This window comes from Bosea sp. (in: a-proteobacteria) (genome assembly GCA_023910605.1).
GTDB lineage: Bacteria > Pseudomonadota > Alphaproteobacteria > Rhizobiales > Beijerinckiaceae > Allobosea.
Genome location: JAAVVV010000001.1, coordinates 2,454,388 through 2,468,792, shown reverse-complemented (window position 1 = coordinate 2,468,792; position 14,405 = coordinate 2,454,388). Strand labels below are relative to the sequence as shown.

15 protein-coding genes and 1 pseudogene are annotated in these 14,405 nt (G+C 65.3%); 9 read left to right on the top strand and 7 right to left on the bottom strand.

Annotated elements, in window-relative coordinates; all coding sequences use genetic code 11:
* Nucleotides 1-111: 111 nt before the first annotated feature.
* Nucleotides 112-1,443 (bottom strand): annotated as a pseudogene (locus tag HEQ16_11865) (D-alanyl-D-alanine carboxypeptidase).
* A 337-nt stretch (nt 1,444-1,780) separates the two neighbouring features.
* Between HEQ16_11865 and HEQ16_11860 the strand changes: the two are divergent.
* The 6 genes from HEQ16_11860 to HEQ16_11835 all read left to right on the top strand — a co-directional run bounded on the left by HEQ16_11860 (nt 1,781) and on the right by HEQ16_11835 (nt 6,849).
* The gene (locus tag HEQ16_11860) at nt 1,781-2,122 is read left to right on the top strand and encodes a phasin family protein (GenBank protein ID MCO4054721.1); all 342 of its coding nucleotides are present in this window, start codon (nt 1,781-1,783) and stop codon (nt 2,120-2,122) included.
* Between the two features lie 339 nt (nt 2,123-2,461).
* Entirely contained in the window at nt 2,462-2,803 is a 342-nt protein-coding gene (clpS, locus tag HEQ16_11855) for an ATP-dependent Clp protease adapter ClpS (protein MCO4054720.1), read from the top strand.
* Nucleotides 2,804-2,812: 9 nt separating this feature from the next.
* A complete protein-coding gene (gene clpA / locus HEQ16_11850; GenBank protein ID MCO4054719.1) occupies nt 2,813-5,347 on the top strand; it encodes an ATP-dependent Clp protease ATP-binding subunit ClpA in 2,535 nt (844 codons plus the stop codon).
* Between the two features lie 38 nt (nt 5,348-5,385).
* Nucleotides 5,386-5,637, top strand: a complete 252-nt coding sequence (locus HEQ16_11845) for a hypothetical protein (protein MCO4054718.1) — start codon at nt 5,386-5,388, stop codon at nt 5,635-5,637.
* 127 nt (nt 5,638-5,764) lie between these two features.
* Nucleotides 5,765-6,493 (top strand): AzlC family ABC transporter permease, encoded by a 729-nt coding sequence (locus tag HEQ16_11840; protein MCO4054717.1) that lies wholly within the window; start codon nt 5,765-5,767, stop codon nt 6,491-6,493.
* 20 nt (nt 6,494-6,513) lie between these two features.
* Entirely contained in the window at nt 6,514-6,849 is a 336-nt protein-coding gene (locus tag HEQ16_11835; GenBank protein ID MCO4054716.1) for an AzlD domain-containing protein, read from the top strand.
* Nucleotides 6,850-6,851: 2 nt separating this feature from the next.
* Here HEQ16_11835 and HEQ16_11830 read toward each other — a convergent pair whose 3' ends face one another.
* From HEQ16_11830 to HEQ16_11815, 4 genes are all read right to left on the bottom strand, one after another.
* Nucleotides 6,852-7,280 carry an HIT family protein gene (locus HEQ16_11830; GenBank protein ID MCO4054715.1) on the bottom strand — a complete coding sequence of 143 codons (429 nt, stop codon included), beginning with the start codon at nt 7,278-7,280 and terminating at the stop codon, nt 6,852-6,854.
* A gap of 125 nt (nt 7,281-7,405) precedes the next feature.
* Entirely contained in the window at nt 7,406-8,647 is a 1,242-nt protein-coding gene (locus tag HEQ16_11825) for an N-acetyltransferase (protein ID MCO4054714.1), read from the bottom strand.
* Nucleotides 8,648-8,667: 20 nt separating this feature from the next.
* Nucleotides 8,668-9,414, bottom strand: coding sequence for a glycerophosphodiester phosphodiesterase (locus tag HEQ16_11820; GenBank protein MCO4054713.1), 747 nt, complete (start codon nt 9,412-9,414; stop codon nt 8,668-8,670).
* 22 nt (nt 9,415-9,436) lie between these two features.
* Nucleotides 9,437-9,907: a RidA family protein gene (locus HEQ16_11815; GenBank protein ID MCO4054712.1), complete on the bottom strand. Its 471-nt coding sequence runs from the start codon at nt 9,905-9,907 to the stop codon at nt 9,437-9,439.
* Nucleotides 9,908-10,047: 140 nt separating this feature from the next.
* Between HEQ16_11815 and HEQ16_11810 the strand changes: the two genes are divergently transcribed.
* Nucleotides 10,048-10,932 (top strand): cell envelope integrity EipB family protein, encoded by an 885-nt coding sequence (locus HEQ16_11810; protein MCO4054711.1) that lies wholly within the window; start codon nt 10,048-10,050, stop codon nt 10,930-10,932.
* On the opposite strand, the gene HEQ16_11805 is transcribed toward HEQ16_11810, so the two are convergent.
* Together HEQ16_11805 and HEQ16_11800 are read right to left on the bottom strand one after the other, a co-directional pair.
* The gene (locus HEQ16_11805) at nt 10,883-12,169 is read right to left on the bottom strand and encodes a DNA polymerase IV (protein MCO4054710.1); all 1,287 of its coding nucleotides are present in this window, start codon (nt 12,167-12,169) and stop codon (nt 10,883-10,885) included. The genes HEQ16_11810 and HEQ16_11805 overlap by 50 nt on opposite strands.
* 8 nt (nt 12,170-12,177) lie before the next feature.
* Nucleotides 12,178-12,462 (bottom strand): DUF3572 domain-containing protein, encoded by a 285-nt coding sequence (locus HEQ16_11800; protein MCO4054709.1) that lies wholly within the window; start codon nt 12,460-12,462, stop codon nt 12,178-12,180.
* A 120-nt stretch (nt 12,463-12,582) separates the two neighbouring features.
* Here HEQ16_11800 and HEQ16_11795 point away from each other — a divergent pair, with 120 nt between their 5' ends.
* Together HEQ16_11795 and HEQ16_11790 are read left to right on the top strand one after the other, a co-directional pair.
* Entirely contained in the window at nt 12,583-12,954 is a 372-nt protein-coding gene (locus HEQ16_11795; GenBank protein ID MCO4054708.1) for a response regulator, read from the top strand.
* 13 nt (nt 12,955-12,967) lie between these two features.
* A complete protein-coding gene (locus HEQ16_11790) occupies nt 12,968-14,341 on the top strand; it encodes a PleD family two-component system response regulator (protein MCO4054707.1) in 1,374 nt (457 codons plus the stop codon).
* Nucleotides 14,342-14,405: the final 64 nt, after the last annotated feature.

Below are 14,405 nucleotides of genomic sequence, written 5' to 3'. Positions count from 1 at the left end.
CGGGGCAGCCTTCGCGATCGATGAGGTGAACTGCACGTTGGCGGGCGGACGCGGGGCGCCGGCGCGGGGCGCAGGCTGGGCGGCGACGGCCTGCACGGGCCGTGCCGCCGGGGCGGGCGCCGCAGCCATCGCCGGAGCGCCCGGCACCGCAGCCGGCGGGCGCACGATCTGCTGCACCGGAACAGGCGTCACACGCATCGGCTCCGCCGCAGGGCGGGCCTCTGGCTGGCGCAACTCGGGCTGGGCTGCGGCAGGCCGCACGAGGGCAGCCTGCGCCACCGTGGCGGGCGGGCGGATCTCGCGGGCGCCGGAAGAGGGAGCGCCCGTTGCCCAGCGCATGGCCTGCTGCGAGGTGGAGCCTGGGGTCGGCGGCGCGAAATAGGTGGAGGCGGCGACGGTGCGCGCCGCTGCAAGGTCGATGGGCCGGGGCACGGGGCGTGCCGCAGGCGACTCGACATTGCGATTGGCTTCCTGACGTGGCTGCTCCTGGACCGCCGCGACCCTGATCGGCTCAGGCCTGGATTCAGGACGCGCTTCCTGACGGATATCGGGGCGTGAATCCTGCCGTATTTCCTGCACGCGTTCGGCCGGAGCTTCTCTGTCAGGCAATTGGGCAACCAGTGTGGTGCGCGGGCCGGCCGAGGCGCGCGGCAGATTCGAGACCACGAGATCGGCCATGATGCGATCGCGAACGGCGCCAGAGCGGCCGCCCAGGACGATGGAGACGATCTGCCGGCCATCGGCCTTGGCCGATGTCATCAGGTTGAAGCCCGACATGCGGGTGTAGCCGGTCTTGATGCCGTCCACGCCTTCGATGCGGCCCAGCAGCTTGTTGTGGTTGCGGTAGGAGCGCCCCGCATAATTGAAGCTGCGGGTCTGGAACAGGCCGTAATGGCGCGGGAACCGCTCTTGAATGGCGCGCGCCAGGATCGTCAGATCCCGTGCGGTCGTCACCTGCTCCTTGTCGGGCAGGCCGGAGGCATTGCGGAAAACCGTGCGGCTCATGCCAAGGGAGCGGGCGCGCCGCGTCATCTGTTCGGCGAAAGCTTCCTCGCTTCCGGCAATGTTCTCGGCCACCACCACGGCGACGTCATTGGCGGATTTGGTGATCAGCGCCTTGATCGCATCCTCCACCTCGATCGTATCGCCGGCGTCCACGCCGATCTTGGATGGTGGCCGGGAGGCGGCGTAGGCCGATACGCGCAGGGGTGAATCCATGCGGAAACGGCCGCGTTCCATCTGCTCGAAGAGCATGTAGAGCGTCATCACCTTGGTGATGGAAGCGGGGTGCCGCAGCGCGTTCTCGTTGACGGCGTGCAGTGTGCGGCCAGTCTTGGCGTCAATCACCAAAGAGGCGTAGGGCGGATTGTAGCCAGCGCCGCGGTGCCGCTTGCGCGCGGCCTCGGCAGGCGACATGCTGGCGGAAAACAGGCTGAGCGCCATTGCGCTCACGCCCAGCGCGACAGACCAACGTCCGCCGCTCACGATACGACTGAAAAACGCCATTCTGGAAACACCCACACACGCAACGCAACTTGGGGCCGATCCGCCACGTTCCGTGGCATTTCGATCACACAGTCAGACGATAGCGGGTTTCGGTTACCGGCTGGTTAAGCATGGCGACTTTCTATTGTGCGTTGCAGCATGGGGCTTGACAACAATGGTGCAATGCACAATATGACGGTCATCAGGTTGCGGTGCAGGATCGAAGCCTGACCAGATGAAACCGGGGCTTCAGCCCCACGAATCAGAGGCGGCTGCCAAGGCCGTGGGGAAAGTGATGATGCAGCAGTTTGAAACCATCCAGAAGACCGGCAAGGAAAACGTCGACGCCGCTCTCAAGTCGTTTGGCGCCGCTTCCAAGGGCCTCCAGACCATTGCCGTTGAGTCCTCGGACTTCGCCAAGAAGTCTTTCGAGCAGGGCACCGCGGTCATCGAGAAGCTCGTCGCCGTGAAGACCATCGACAAGGCCTTCGAAATCCAGGCCGATTACGCCAAGTCCGCCTATGAGAGCTTCGTCGCCCAGACCACGAAGATGGGCGAGATTTACACCGCGATGGCCAAGGACGCATTCAAGCCGTTCGAAGCCGTGATCGCCAAGGTGGCTCCCTCCGTCAAGTGAGCGCGTTGCCCGGATGTCTGCCCGCGGCCATGCCGAGGTGCTTCATCCTTGCTGGCACCCTGTCAAACCCGGCCTTGCGGCCGGGTTTTTCTTTGGCGAGAGCCTCGCGGCGTGGGCTGAGAGCGGGGACCGCGCCTGCGACGTGGCGCTCCGTTGTGGGGTCGTCGAAACGAAAGTGATCGACCTAAGCTGAAACCCTCACTGGCGAAGATGCGTCTGCGGTAATACATTCGGATTGAAGGCTATGCGATTTGGCGATGAGGCTTCCGGAGATTGATGCAGGACGGGTTTGGCGCGATGAAGACGAGGCATGAGCGGGGTGCGCAGCGCGTCTCGGCCATGGCCAATCGCCCGCGCGAGCCAAAGGACGGCAGCGGGGGCAATGGCGCCGGCACGGCCGTCATCACCCGGACCAAGACCCGTACAAAAAAACCCAATCTCTACCGTGTTCTGTTGCTGAACGACGATTACACGCCGATGGAGTTCGTGATTCACGTTCTCGAGCGGTTCTTCAACAAGACCCGTGACGAGGCCACGCAAATCATGCTGCATGTGCATCATAACGGCGTCGGCGAGTGCGGTATCTTCACCTACGAGGTGGCCGAGACGAAGGTCACCAACGTGATGGATTTCGCCCGCAAGCATTCTCATCCGCTGCAATGCGTCATGGAAAAAAACTAGGAGAGCCTCATGCCGAGTTTTTCGCGCAGCCTTGAACAGGCTCTGCACCGGGCGCTGGCGCTGGCCAATGATCGCCGCCACGAATATGCGACGCTGGAGCATCTGCTGCTGGCTTTGGTTGACGATCAGGATGCTGCGTCCGTGATGCGGGCATGCAGCGTCGATCTCGATCTGCTCAAGCGCAACCTCGTCGAATATGTCGAGAACGAGTTGGCCAATCTTGTCCATAACGGCCGGGACGACGCCAAGCCGACCGCCGGCTTCCAGCGCGTGATCCAGCGCGCGGTGATCCATGTGCAGTCGTCGGGACGCGAGGAGGTTACGGGCGCCAATGTGCTCGTGGCCATCTTCGCCGAGCGCGAGAGCCACGCCGCGTATTTCCTGCAGGAGCAGGACATGACGCGCTACGACGCGGTCAACTACATCAGCCACGGCATCGCAAAGCGCCCCGGCGCGTCGGAGCCGCGCCCCGTTCGGGGGGGCGATGACGAGAACGAGAGCCGCGAGAAGCGCGAGGAGCCCGGCCCGACCGAAGCCGGTGATGACAAGAAAAAGAAGAAGGAGGGCGCGCTCGAGAGCTATTGCGTCAACCTGAACGTGAAGGCGCGCGATGGCCGCATCGATCCGTTGATCGGGCGCGAATCGGAGGTGCAGCGCACCATCCAGATCCTTTGCCGCCGCCAGAAGAACAACCCGCTGCTGGTGGGCGATCCGGGCGTGGGCAAGACCGCCATCGCGGAGGGCCTGGCGCGCAAGATCATCATGGGCGAGGTGCCCGAGGTGCTTGCGGACGCGACGGTGTTCTCGCTCGACATGGGCACGCTTCTCGCCGGCACGCGCTATCGCGGCGATTTCGAGGAGCGGCTCAAGCAGGTCATCAAGGAAATCGAGGCTCACCCCAAGGCGATCATGTTCATCGACGAGATCCACACGGTGATCGGCGCTGGCGCGACCTCAGGCGGGGCGATGGATGCTTCGAACCTGCTCAAGCCGGCGCTGTCTGGCGGCACGCTTCGCTGCATCGGATCAACCACCTACAAGGAATACCGGCAGTATTTCGAGAAGGATCGGGCGCTTGTCCGGCGCTTCCAGAAGATCGACGTCAACGAGCCTTCTGTCCCCGATGCGATCGAGATCCTGAAGGGGCTCAAGCCCTATTTCGAGGAGTTCCACAAGCTGCGCTACACCAACGACGCCATCAAGGCGGCGGTGGAACTGTCGGCGCGCTACATCAATGACCGCAAGCTGCCCGACAAGGCGATCGATGTGATCGACGAGACGGGCGCCTCACAGATGCTGCTGCCAGAGACGCGCCGCAAGAAGACCATCGGCGTGAAGGAAATCGAGTCCACGATCTCGACCATGGCGCGCATCCCGCCCAAGACCGTGTCGAAGAACGACGCGGAGGTGCTCGAACATCTGGAGACAACGCTGCGCCGCGTTGTCTATGGCCAGGAAGCCGCCATCACCTCGCTCGCGGCGTCGATCAAGCTGGCGCGGGCCGGCCTGCGCGAGCCGGAGAAGCCGATCGGCTGCTATCTTTTCGCGGGCCCGACCGGCGTGGGCAAGACTGAAGTCGCCAAGCAGCTCGCCAAGGTGCTTGGCGTGGAGATGCTGCGTTTCGACATGTCGGAGTACATGGAGCGGCACACCATCAGCCGTCTCATCGGCGCGCCTCCGGGCTATGTCGGCTTCGACCAGGGCGGGCTGCTGACCGATGGCATCGACCAGAACCCGTATTGCGTGCTGTTGCTCGACGAGATCGAGAAGGCTCATCCGGACCTGTTCAATATCCTCCTGCAGATCATGGACCACGGCAAGCTGACCGACCACAACGGCAAGCAGGTCGATTTCCGGAACGTGATCCTGATCATGACTTCGAACGCCGGGGCGGCCGACATGGCCCGGCCGGCCTATGGCTTCACGCGCACCAGGCGCGAGGGCGATGATGTCGAAGCCATCAGCCGGATGTTCGCGCCCGAGTTCCGGAACCGGCTCGATGCGGTGATCTCGTTCGGCCATCTGCCGCGTCAGGTCATCCGCCAGGTGGTGGACAAGTTCATCGCGCAGCTCGAGGCCCAGTTGGCCGACCGCGCCGTCACGATCGAACTGACGGATGAAGCGCGCGAATGGCTCGCCGACAATGGCTATGACGAGGCGATGGGGGCGCGGCCCATGGGCAGGCTCATCCAGTCGACCATCAAGACGCCGCTGGCCGACGAGGTGCTGTTTGGCCGTCTGAAAAATGGCGGCGCGGTGCGTGTCGTGGTTGTTGCCTCCGAGACGACCGGCCTCAAGGTGCTCGGCTTCGCGTTTCCCGAGGGCCCGGTGACGCCGAAGCCCGAGAAGGATGTCGAGAACGCGGCGACCAAGCGCGGCAAGGGTTCGCGCGCCAGGGGCAAGTCTTCGCCGAAGTCTTCATCTCCGCGCAAGAAAGACCCTGTCAATGACATGTCGAAGTTCTTGCCAGCGCCCGGCAATGCTGACAAACCCCCTGCGCGTAATGTGCGCACGGTGCCGAAGGTCCCGCTCAGCAAGGGCTGACGCCTTCGCCGCACCGGGCTTGCGTCCTGAGGGGGATTATGACGTTGGACAAGGACGCGCAAGGGCAGGCCAAGACGGTCGTCGTGGTCAAGGAAAAGCTGAGCTGGGGTGAAAAGCGCGACCGTCGCCGCCGGCGTCGCAAGATGTTCGAGGAGGTGCTGGGCTGGATCCTCGTCCCGACGCTCATCTACATTGGCTATCTGATCTTTCAGGCCGTGGGCGGCGTTCCCAAGGAATTGCAGGACTTCGCGCGCGAGGTCTTCTCGACCCTGATGAGCGGCCGGTCCTGAGCGCGTCCGTGCGGCGGGCTGGGCGTGCCTTGTCGGAAACTCTGCGACGGGGCGGCGCCTGCCTCGCTGCGCCGCCGGAGGCGAGGCGCATGCGATCCCGCGTTTCGTGCGGACGGGCGGTACGCCCATGGTGACGGCTGCCCTCACCGAAACGGCTTTCTGGCCTTGCCTCAAGGCCGGCATCAGCCGGGCTGCGGGCCTGCCGTCGATCGTGCTGATGTGCTCGCTGATCGGCGTCGGCGGACTGACCCGCGACATCGGCTACCCGATGCTGGCGGGCGTGCTCTCCACTGTGCTGCTCTGGGCCGGGCCTGCGCAGGTCCTGCTGTTCGGCTCGATCGCGGCGGGAGCTTCATTGCCGGCGGTCGCCGTCGCGGTGTCGCTCTCGTCGATCCGCTTCCTTCCCATGACGGTCTCGATCCTTCCGCTGCTGCGAGCCCCGGGCATTGGAACCGGAAAGCTGCTGCTGGCAGCGCATTTCATCGCCGTCACCTCGTGGACGGAAGGTCGCCGGCTGCTGCCGCCACTGAGCCCTGAACAGCGCTATCCCTTTTTCATGGGCTTTGGCCTGATGGTCATGCTCGCGGCCACGGTGGCGACGGGCGCGGGCTACTACCTGATCGGCGCCTTGCCGGCGGCGTTCGCCGCGGCCTTGCTGTTCACGACCCCGATGTTTTTCACGCTCTCGCTGGTGGCCGGTTCGCGGACGGCCGCGGACTGGACGGCGCTTTGCCTTGGCTTCGCGCTGTCTCCGCTCTCCACCTGGATCGCGGGGCAGGATTTCGATCTGCTCATTGTCGGGCTTGTGGGCGGAACGGCCGCCTATGCGCTCCATCGGCTTCGGGACGGGCGCTGATGCTGGCGACGCTGGAGCAGATGAGCGGGGGGCTCTGGCCGTATCTCGTCGTGATCGTGATCGGCTTCCTGCCGACCGAGATCTGGCGCATCGCAGGCGTGTTCGCCGGGCGCAGCCTCGACGAGAACTCCGAGGTTCTCGTCTGGGTCAGGATGGTGGCGACGGCGCTCGTGGCTGGGGTGGTGGCCAAGCTGCTGCTGGCGCCGTCGGGGGCGCTGGCCTTCGTGCCGCTTTGGGGGCGCCTCGGCGCCCTGGTGGCGGGACTGGCGGTTTACGCGCTGGCGCGCCGCTCGGTGCTGGTCGGGCTGCTCGCGGGGGAACTTGTGCTGATCGCCGTCGGGCTCGCTGTCACCTGAAGTCAGGCCGCCGCGAGCGCAGCCTTGATCTTCTCGGCATTGACCATGAGCTGCTCGGCAGGCGCCATCTCCGCAGTGTGGGGCCGCATCGCCGCGCCGTCCCAGCGCGGGATGATGTGCACATGCATGTGGAAGACAACCTGGCCGCCGGCGCTTTCGTTGAACTGCTGGATGGTCAGGCCATCGGCCGCCATGCCGTGCTTGACGGCGCGCGCCACGGTCTGCACCGCGCGGGTCAGGCTGGCGAGCGCGTCTGGCCTGATGTCGAGGATCGTTCGTGCAGGGCTGCGCGGGATCACCAGCGTATGGCCCGGCGCGCGGGGCATGATGTCCATGAAGGCGAGGCAGTCGGCGTCCTCATAGACCCGGTGGCAGGGCAACTCGCCGCGCAGGATGCGGGCGAAGATGTTGGAGGAATCGTAAGCGGTCATGGCGAGGTCCTGGAGCCTTGGCGCGGAGGCGCAAGATAGCGAAGCGTGCGCCAGCAAAGGCCGAGCGGCCGCACGCGGTCAAGGGTCGTCATCAACGCAACCTCGCGCGGGAGGCTGAAAGGCTTTCAATCCGACCGGGTGTCAGGATCGGCCCCGCTGCGGCTCGCGAAGGGCAGGTCGGATCGCATGGCTTCCAGCAGATGGTCGATCTGCGCCGTCTCGTGCTGGAGGAAGTCCGCCACCGCGCGGCGGAAGCCGGGATGGGCGATGGCGTGGCTGGACCGGGTCAGCACGGGCTCGTAGCCGCGGGCGATCTTGTGGTCGCCCTGCGCCCCGGCCTCCACGCGCGCGAGGCCCAGGGACAGCGCATGATCGATGGCCTGATGATAGCAGACTTCGAAATGCAGGAAGGGATGATCCTCCTTGCAGCCCCAATGGCGGCCATAGAGCGCGTCCTGCCCAAGGAAATTGATGGCGCCGGCGATGTAGCGGCCCTCCCGCCGCGCCATGACGAGCACGATGCGGTCCGCCATGCTCTGGCCGATCAGTGAGAAGAAGGCGCGCGCAAGATAAGGCCGGCCCCATTTGCGCGAACCTGTGTCCATGTAGAAGGCGAAGAAATCATCCCAGACCGCTTCGGTGAGGTCGTTTCCGGTCAGCCGCTCGATGGCGATGCCTTGGGCGGGCGCTTCGCGGCGTTCGCGTCGCAGGGCCTTGCGCTTGCGTGAGGCGAGGGCGCCGAGGAAATCCTCATACGTGGCATAGCCGCGATTGAACCAGTGATACTGGACATCGAGCCTTGCCAGCCAGTTTGCCCGCTCCATGCGGTCCCATTCCGGCTTTGGCTGGAAGGTGATGTGCGCCGACGAGGCGTTCATCTGGTCACGCAGGGCGATCACGCCATCAGCCAGCGCTCGCTCGGCGCGCAGCGCATCGGGGCCGGGTGCAGCAAGCAGGCGGCGGCCCGTCGCGGGCGTGAACGGCGCTGCGACCTGAAGCTTGGGGTAATAGCGCCCGCCCGCGCGCTGCAGCGCATCGGCCCAGGCGTGGTCGAAGACATACTCGCCCTGGCTGTGGCTCTTGAGATAGGTCGGCGCGACGCCGACGATGACACCAGACTCATCTTCGGCGACGAGATGGGCGCTGGTCCAGCCGGTTCGCGCGCCGACAGAGCCGGACTGCTCAAGCGCCAGCAGGAAGGCGTGCGAAATGAAGGGATTGGCGGCATCAACCTGAGAGTTCGAATCAGCTTCGCCCGGGCCCGCCCATTGGCTGCAGCGGTCCCAGTCGGCCGCGGCGATCTCACCGAGCGACAGAACAGTGCGCAGCGTGATCGGCCGCGCGCCAGCGGATGCGCCTGCCTGCACGCGGTCGTGCCCGTCGGCTGTCAGGGCACGAAGCCTTCGAAGACCATCTGGTCGGCATGGGCCGCCGCAAGCGCACGTTCGGCCGGTGTCCGGACAGTCCAGGCCATCACCGGCAGCCCCAGCGCGGCGCGGCACAGATGGGGCGCGGCTGTGGGCAGATCACGCACGCGCCAGGAGATGAAGTCCGGGCGACTTTCGGTGAAATGCAGGAGGTTTGCCATGGCGCGCTTCTCTTCGGCTGTGCACTTCGCATAGTCTGGATAGTTGTAATCCGTCATCGCGACGATTCCGCGCGCATGGCCGGGTGTGAGATCCCTCAACGCCGCGACGATGCGCGGATCGAAGGATTTCAGCACGATCGGGGATGGCCAGCCGTTCACGATCCCGGCAACACGCCGCGTGAGCCGCATGTCGCCGTCGAACCGGCTCTTGATCTCGAGCACCAGGGGCACGCGCCCGCCGATGACATCGAGAAAATCCCCGAGCGGCAGGATGGTGTCGGCCGTGCCGCGCAGCCGGGTCGTGCGGAGGGTTGCCGCGGTTTGCGCCGCGACTCGGCCGCTCGCCTCGGTCAGGCGGTCGAGTTCGAAGTCATGAAACACCACGGCTTCGCCATCGGCGGTGAGCTGCACGTCGCATTCGATGGCAAAACCGCCGGCGATGGCGGCGCGCGCCGCCGAGGGCGAGTTCTCGATCACCCCGCGCGCAGCGTCATGCAGCCCGCGATGGGCGATGGGGCGGGCTGTCATCCAGTCCGGCGCCTTCATGGCCATTCTCCCGGTTTTTGCTTCAGTCCGCGATCTCGAACATCGCCTCGACCTCGACCGCAGCGGCGAGCGGCACGATCACGCCTACAGTGCTTCGGGCATGGCGGCCCTTGTCGCCCAGCGCCTCGACCATCAGGTCAGACGCTCCGTTCATGACCTGGGCCAGAGGCTCGTAGTCGGGCAGCGCGTTGATGAAGCCGCCGAGGCGCACGCAGCGGACAACCTTGTCGAGATCGCCGATGGCAGCCTTGACCTGAGCCAGAACATTGATGGCGCACTGCCGGGCCGCTGCCTTGCCCTGTTCCATGGAAACGGTGTCGCCAAGCTTGCCCTTGTGCTCGGGCGCCAGCTTGCCATCTGGGCCGAAGCAGAGCTGGCCGGAGATGACCAGCAGGTTTCCGGTGCGCACGAAGGGCACGTAATTGGCGGCAGGCGCCGTGGGCGAGGGCAGGGTGATGCCAAGGGTGGCAAGGCGTTGTTCGACGGCGCTCATGGAAAACCTCGATGTGGCGGTCTTTCGACCTTGCACGGGTCCCGGAGCCGCGCAAGCCGAAAGCAAAACTTGGAGAGGCCCATTGCTCCAAGGACATGGTGTGCATAGATTCCGGATCAAGTATGCAAGGAGAGCAGCGGATGTTGCACGCGATGAGGCCCGGTCTGACGACTGCGATCATTCTGTTTTCGACAGTCGCGGCCTTCGCGCAGAGTGCGCAGCCGGTCCAGCCGGCCGCGCCGGTGGTTCTGGTCCCTCACCGCGCTGTCTATGACCTCAAGCTCGACATGGCGAAGTCGTCCCGCTCTGTCGACGGAGCCAGTGGACGCATCGCCTTCGATTTCTCGGGCGATGCTTGCGAGGGCTATGCACTGTCGTTGCGGCAGGTGACGGTCATCGACAGCGCTGAGACGGGCTCCCGGCAGATCGATGTGCGCAACAACAATTTCGAGGACGGGGATGGGCGGATGTTCCGCTTCAAGACCCAGAGCTCTGTTGGCGGCCGGCTTCAGGACCGCGTGGACGGGGTCGCCGAGCGGCGCAGTGGCCGGTACTCGGTCCAGATACGCCAGCCCAAGGCGGACCGGTTCGCCTTCGATGGCAGCGTGATCTTCCCCACCGAGCACATGAAGCGGATCATCCAGGCTGCACGCTCCGGAGCCTCGACCTACAATGTCCAAGTCTATAGCGGCTCCGAAAACGGCAAGCAGGTCTATGACACGTTTTCAGTGATCGGGCGCAAGGTCGAGCCGGGGCCGCTTGTGAATCTCGAGGAGGCCGTGCGCAAGCCCGAGATGGAGCAGGCCGCGCGCTGGCCCGTCACGATCAGCTATTTCAAGGCCGGATCGGGTGAAGTGACGCCTTCCTATGCGATCAGCTTCGATCTGTTCGATAACGGCGTGACGCGCGCTCTCGTGCTGGACTACATCGATTTCCGCATGACGGCCGAACTGGTGAAGCTCGACATGGGCAAGCCTAGCGCTTGCGTGAAGTCGCCGGCGCCCGGCCCAGCCCCACGCCCTTGACGACGGCCTCGGCGCCGAACCGGTCGCGCAGCTTTTCCATGGCGCGCTCCACCGCCGCCACGCGCGGGGTCTCGGCATCTGCGAGGTCGCCCTGGTCGGCATCGGAGCCGGCCGAGAGGTCCGCGACACCCACGCCCAGCAGCCGGTAGCGCGCGCCGGCCGGTTCGGCGCGCAGCAGCGCCAGCGCTGAATCATAAAGACGCTTTGCCAGTTGCGTCGGTTCGTTGAGCTGGCGCGAGCGTGTCAGCAGCCTGAAATCTGCAGTCTTGAGCTTGAGGGTCACAGTGCGGCCCGCGAGTTCAGCCTTGCGCAGGCGGCGCGCGGTCTTTTCGGCCATGCGCCAGAGTATGGGCTCAAGCTCGGCATGGTCGGCAATGTCCATGTCGAATGTGGTCTCCGACGACACGCTTCGCGTTTCGTGATCGGGGCTCACTTTCCGTTCGTCGATGCCCCGGCTCAGGCGCTGGAGGCGCGGGCCTTCCTTGCCAAGCAGCGCGAACAGGCGCTCGGGCGGTGCGGCGGCGAGATCGCCAACCTGCCGAAAGCCTGCCTCGGCCAGCCTGTCGGCTGCGGCACGGCCGACCCCGGGCAGGATGGTGACAGGCTTGCCCGCAAGAAATTCCACTGCCTCGGCCTCACCGAGAATGGAGAAGCCGCGCGGCTTGTCCATGTCGGACGCAATCTTGGCCAGAAACTTGGCATAGGAGAGCCCGACCGAGATGGTGATGCCAATCTCGCCTTCGACGCGGCGCGCGAAGCGTGCGAGCGTCACGGCCGGGCTCGCCCTGTGCAGCCTCTCCGTGCCGGTCAGGTCAAGGAAGGCTTCGTCGATGGAGATGGGCTCGACCAGCGGAGTCAACTCCAGCATCAGCGTGCGGACATCGCGGCCGACGCGCGCGTATTTGGCCATGTCCGGCTTGATCACCACCGCGTTCGGGCAGGCCTCCAGGGCCTTGAACATTGGCATGGCAGAGCGGACGCCATAGGTCCGGGCCACATAGCAGCAGGTGGCCACCACGCCGCGGCGGCCTCCGCCGACGATCACCGGCTTGTCGGCAAGCGCGGGGTCGTCGCGTTTCTCGATCGATGCATAGAAGGCATCGCAGTCCACATGAGCGATGGCCAGCGCGTCGCGCTCAGGGTGCGAGATAAGGCGGGGGCTGCCGCAGGCAGCGCAGCGACGGTTGCCGAGGCGAGATTCCGCATCGGCAAGGCAGTCGCGGCAGAGCTGCAGCATGTCGCGCGTCAATCAAAGGCGGGCGGGCCGGCCAGGACATCGCGAGCCTGAGCCAGCGCCTCTGGCTTGAGGCCAAGCTCCGCAGCGATCGCGATGAGCAGCGCCTCGTCGCTCATCACATGTTCGAGAACCCCGGCGAGAAAGCCCGGATCCTGCGCGGCGACGCGGAGATTCTCGGGCCCCAGGCCGGTCGCAGTCAGGAATCGTCCCAGCCGTTCCGCATCGCTGGCGAGCGCACCCAGGGCGCGAATCGCGTTAGCCTCGGCTTGCTGTGATCCGACAAGGCCACGCATCTTAACCTGCCACGCTTTCTGCTGGGTAGTTTGCGTTTCTTAAAGGTGTTTCGCCTAAGAGTCGGGATGTTACGCCGTGGCTCGGGGCGATGACAAGCCGCACGCGGCAGGATGTGATGGATGGCGAAAACTGTTCTCATTGTCGAGGACAACGCGCTCAACATGAAGCTCTTCAACGATCTGTTGGAGGCTCATGGCTATGGGACGTTGAAGACATCGGACGGCATCGAGGCACTGGCGCTGACACGCCAGCATCGTCCCGACCTGATTTTGATGGACATCCAGTTGCCGGAAGTCTCCGGGCTGGATGTGACCCGCTGGATCAAGGAGGACGAGTCCGTCAGCCACATTCCGGTGATCGCCGTCACGGCCTTCGCCATGAAGGGCGACGAGGAGCGGATGCTCAGGGGCGGATGTGAAGCCTACCTCTCCAAGCCCATCTCGGTCGCCAAGTTTCTCGAAACAGTCCGCGCCTATCTGGGCCCAGCGTGACCGGAGCCAATCAATGAGCGCGCGCGTCCTTGTCGTCGACGACATCGCCCCGAACGTCAAATTGCTCGAGGCGAAGCTGTCGGCCGAGTATTTCGATGTGATCACCGCCACCAATGGTCCTGACGCTCTGCGCATCTGCGCGAGCGGCGTGGCCGACATCGTCCTGCTCGACGTGATGATGCCCGGCATGGACGGGTTCGAGGTCTGCCGCAGGATCAAGGCTTCCGCCCAGACCGCGCATATACCCGTGGTGATGGTGACGGCGCTCGATCAGCCGAGCGACCGGCTCAAGGGGCTCGATGCCGGAGCCGATGATTTCCTGACCAAGCCGCTTGACGACACGGCCCTGTTCGCGCGGGTCCGCTCGCTGGCGCGGCTCAAGGCGATGACCGACGAGTTGCGCAACCGCGCGGTGGCATCGCGCTATCTTGGCATCGCCGACCCCATCGCGGCTGCCGCCGGCGACAATGGCGAGAATGCCAGTATCCTGATCGTTGATGACCGCACCTCCTCATCGGAGCGCATGAAGGGCGCGCTGGAAAAGGTGCACCGGGTCGAGATCGAGCCTGATCCGCACAAGGCGCTGGTCCACGCGGCAGAGGCGGCGTCGGAACTGGTGATCGTGTCGCTCGACCTTCAGGGCTTCGACGGGCTCAGGCTCTGCGCCCAGCTTCGCTCGCTCGATCGCACGCGCAATTCAACCGTGCTGATGGTCGGCGAGTCCGATGACCGGATGCGCATCCTCCGCGGACTTGAGCTTGGCGTTCACGACTTCCTCGTGCGGCCGATCGACAGGAACGAGTTGCTGGCGCGCGTCAAGACGCAGGTGAAGCGCAAGCGTTATGCTGATCGCCTCCGCGACGGCGTGCAGACATCGATCGAGATGGCTATCACGGACCAGCTCACCGGGCTGCACAACCGCCGCTATCTCGAAACGCATTTCAGCGGGCTGTTCGATGAATCAGCGTTGCGGGCGCGCGATCTGGCCGTGCTCATGCTGGACATCGACCGGTTCAAGCTCGTCAACGACACCTATGGCCACGATGCCGGCGACGAGGTGCTCCGCGAGTTCGCGCGCCGGGTCAAGGACGCCACCCGTATTGTAGATGTGGTGGCGCGGCTGGGCGGCGAGGAAATCGTGGTGGTGCTGCCAGAGACCGGGCTGCGTGCCGCCGCAGCCGTGGCCGAGCGCATCCGCAGCCGTGTCCAGTCCGAGCCCTTCGTGATCCAGGCCGGCGCCCTCAACATTCCCGTCACGGTCTCGATCGGCGTGGCGAGCCGCCGGGCTGGCGATCAGTCCCCGGCCCAGATGATGAAGCGCGCTGACGAAGCGGTGTATCGGGCCAAGGGCGACGGTCGCAACCGGGTGATCGCCGCCGCGGCCTGACCCATGCCGCTGGCGCGGCGCTCCTGTGCTGCCGGCAGCGCGGGGGCTTGTTTCCAAATCCACT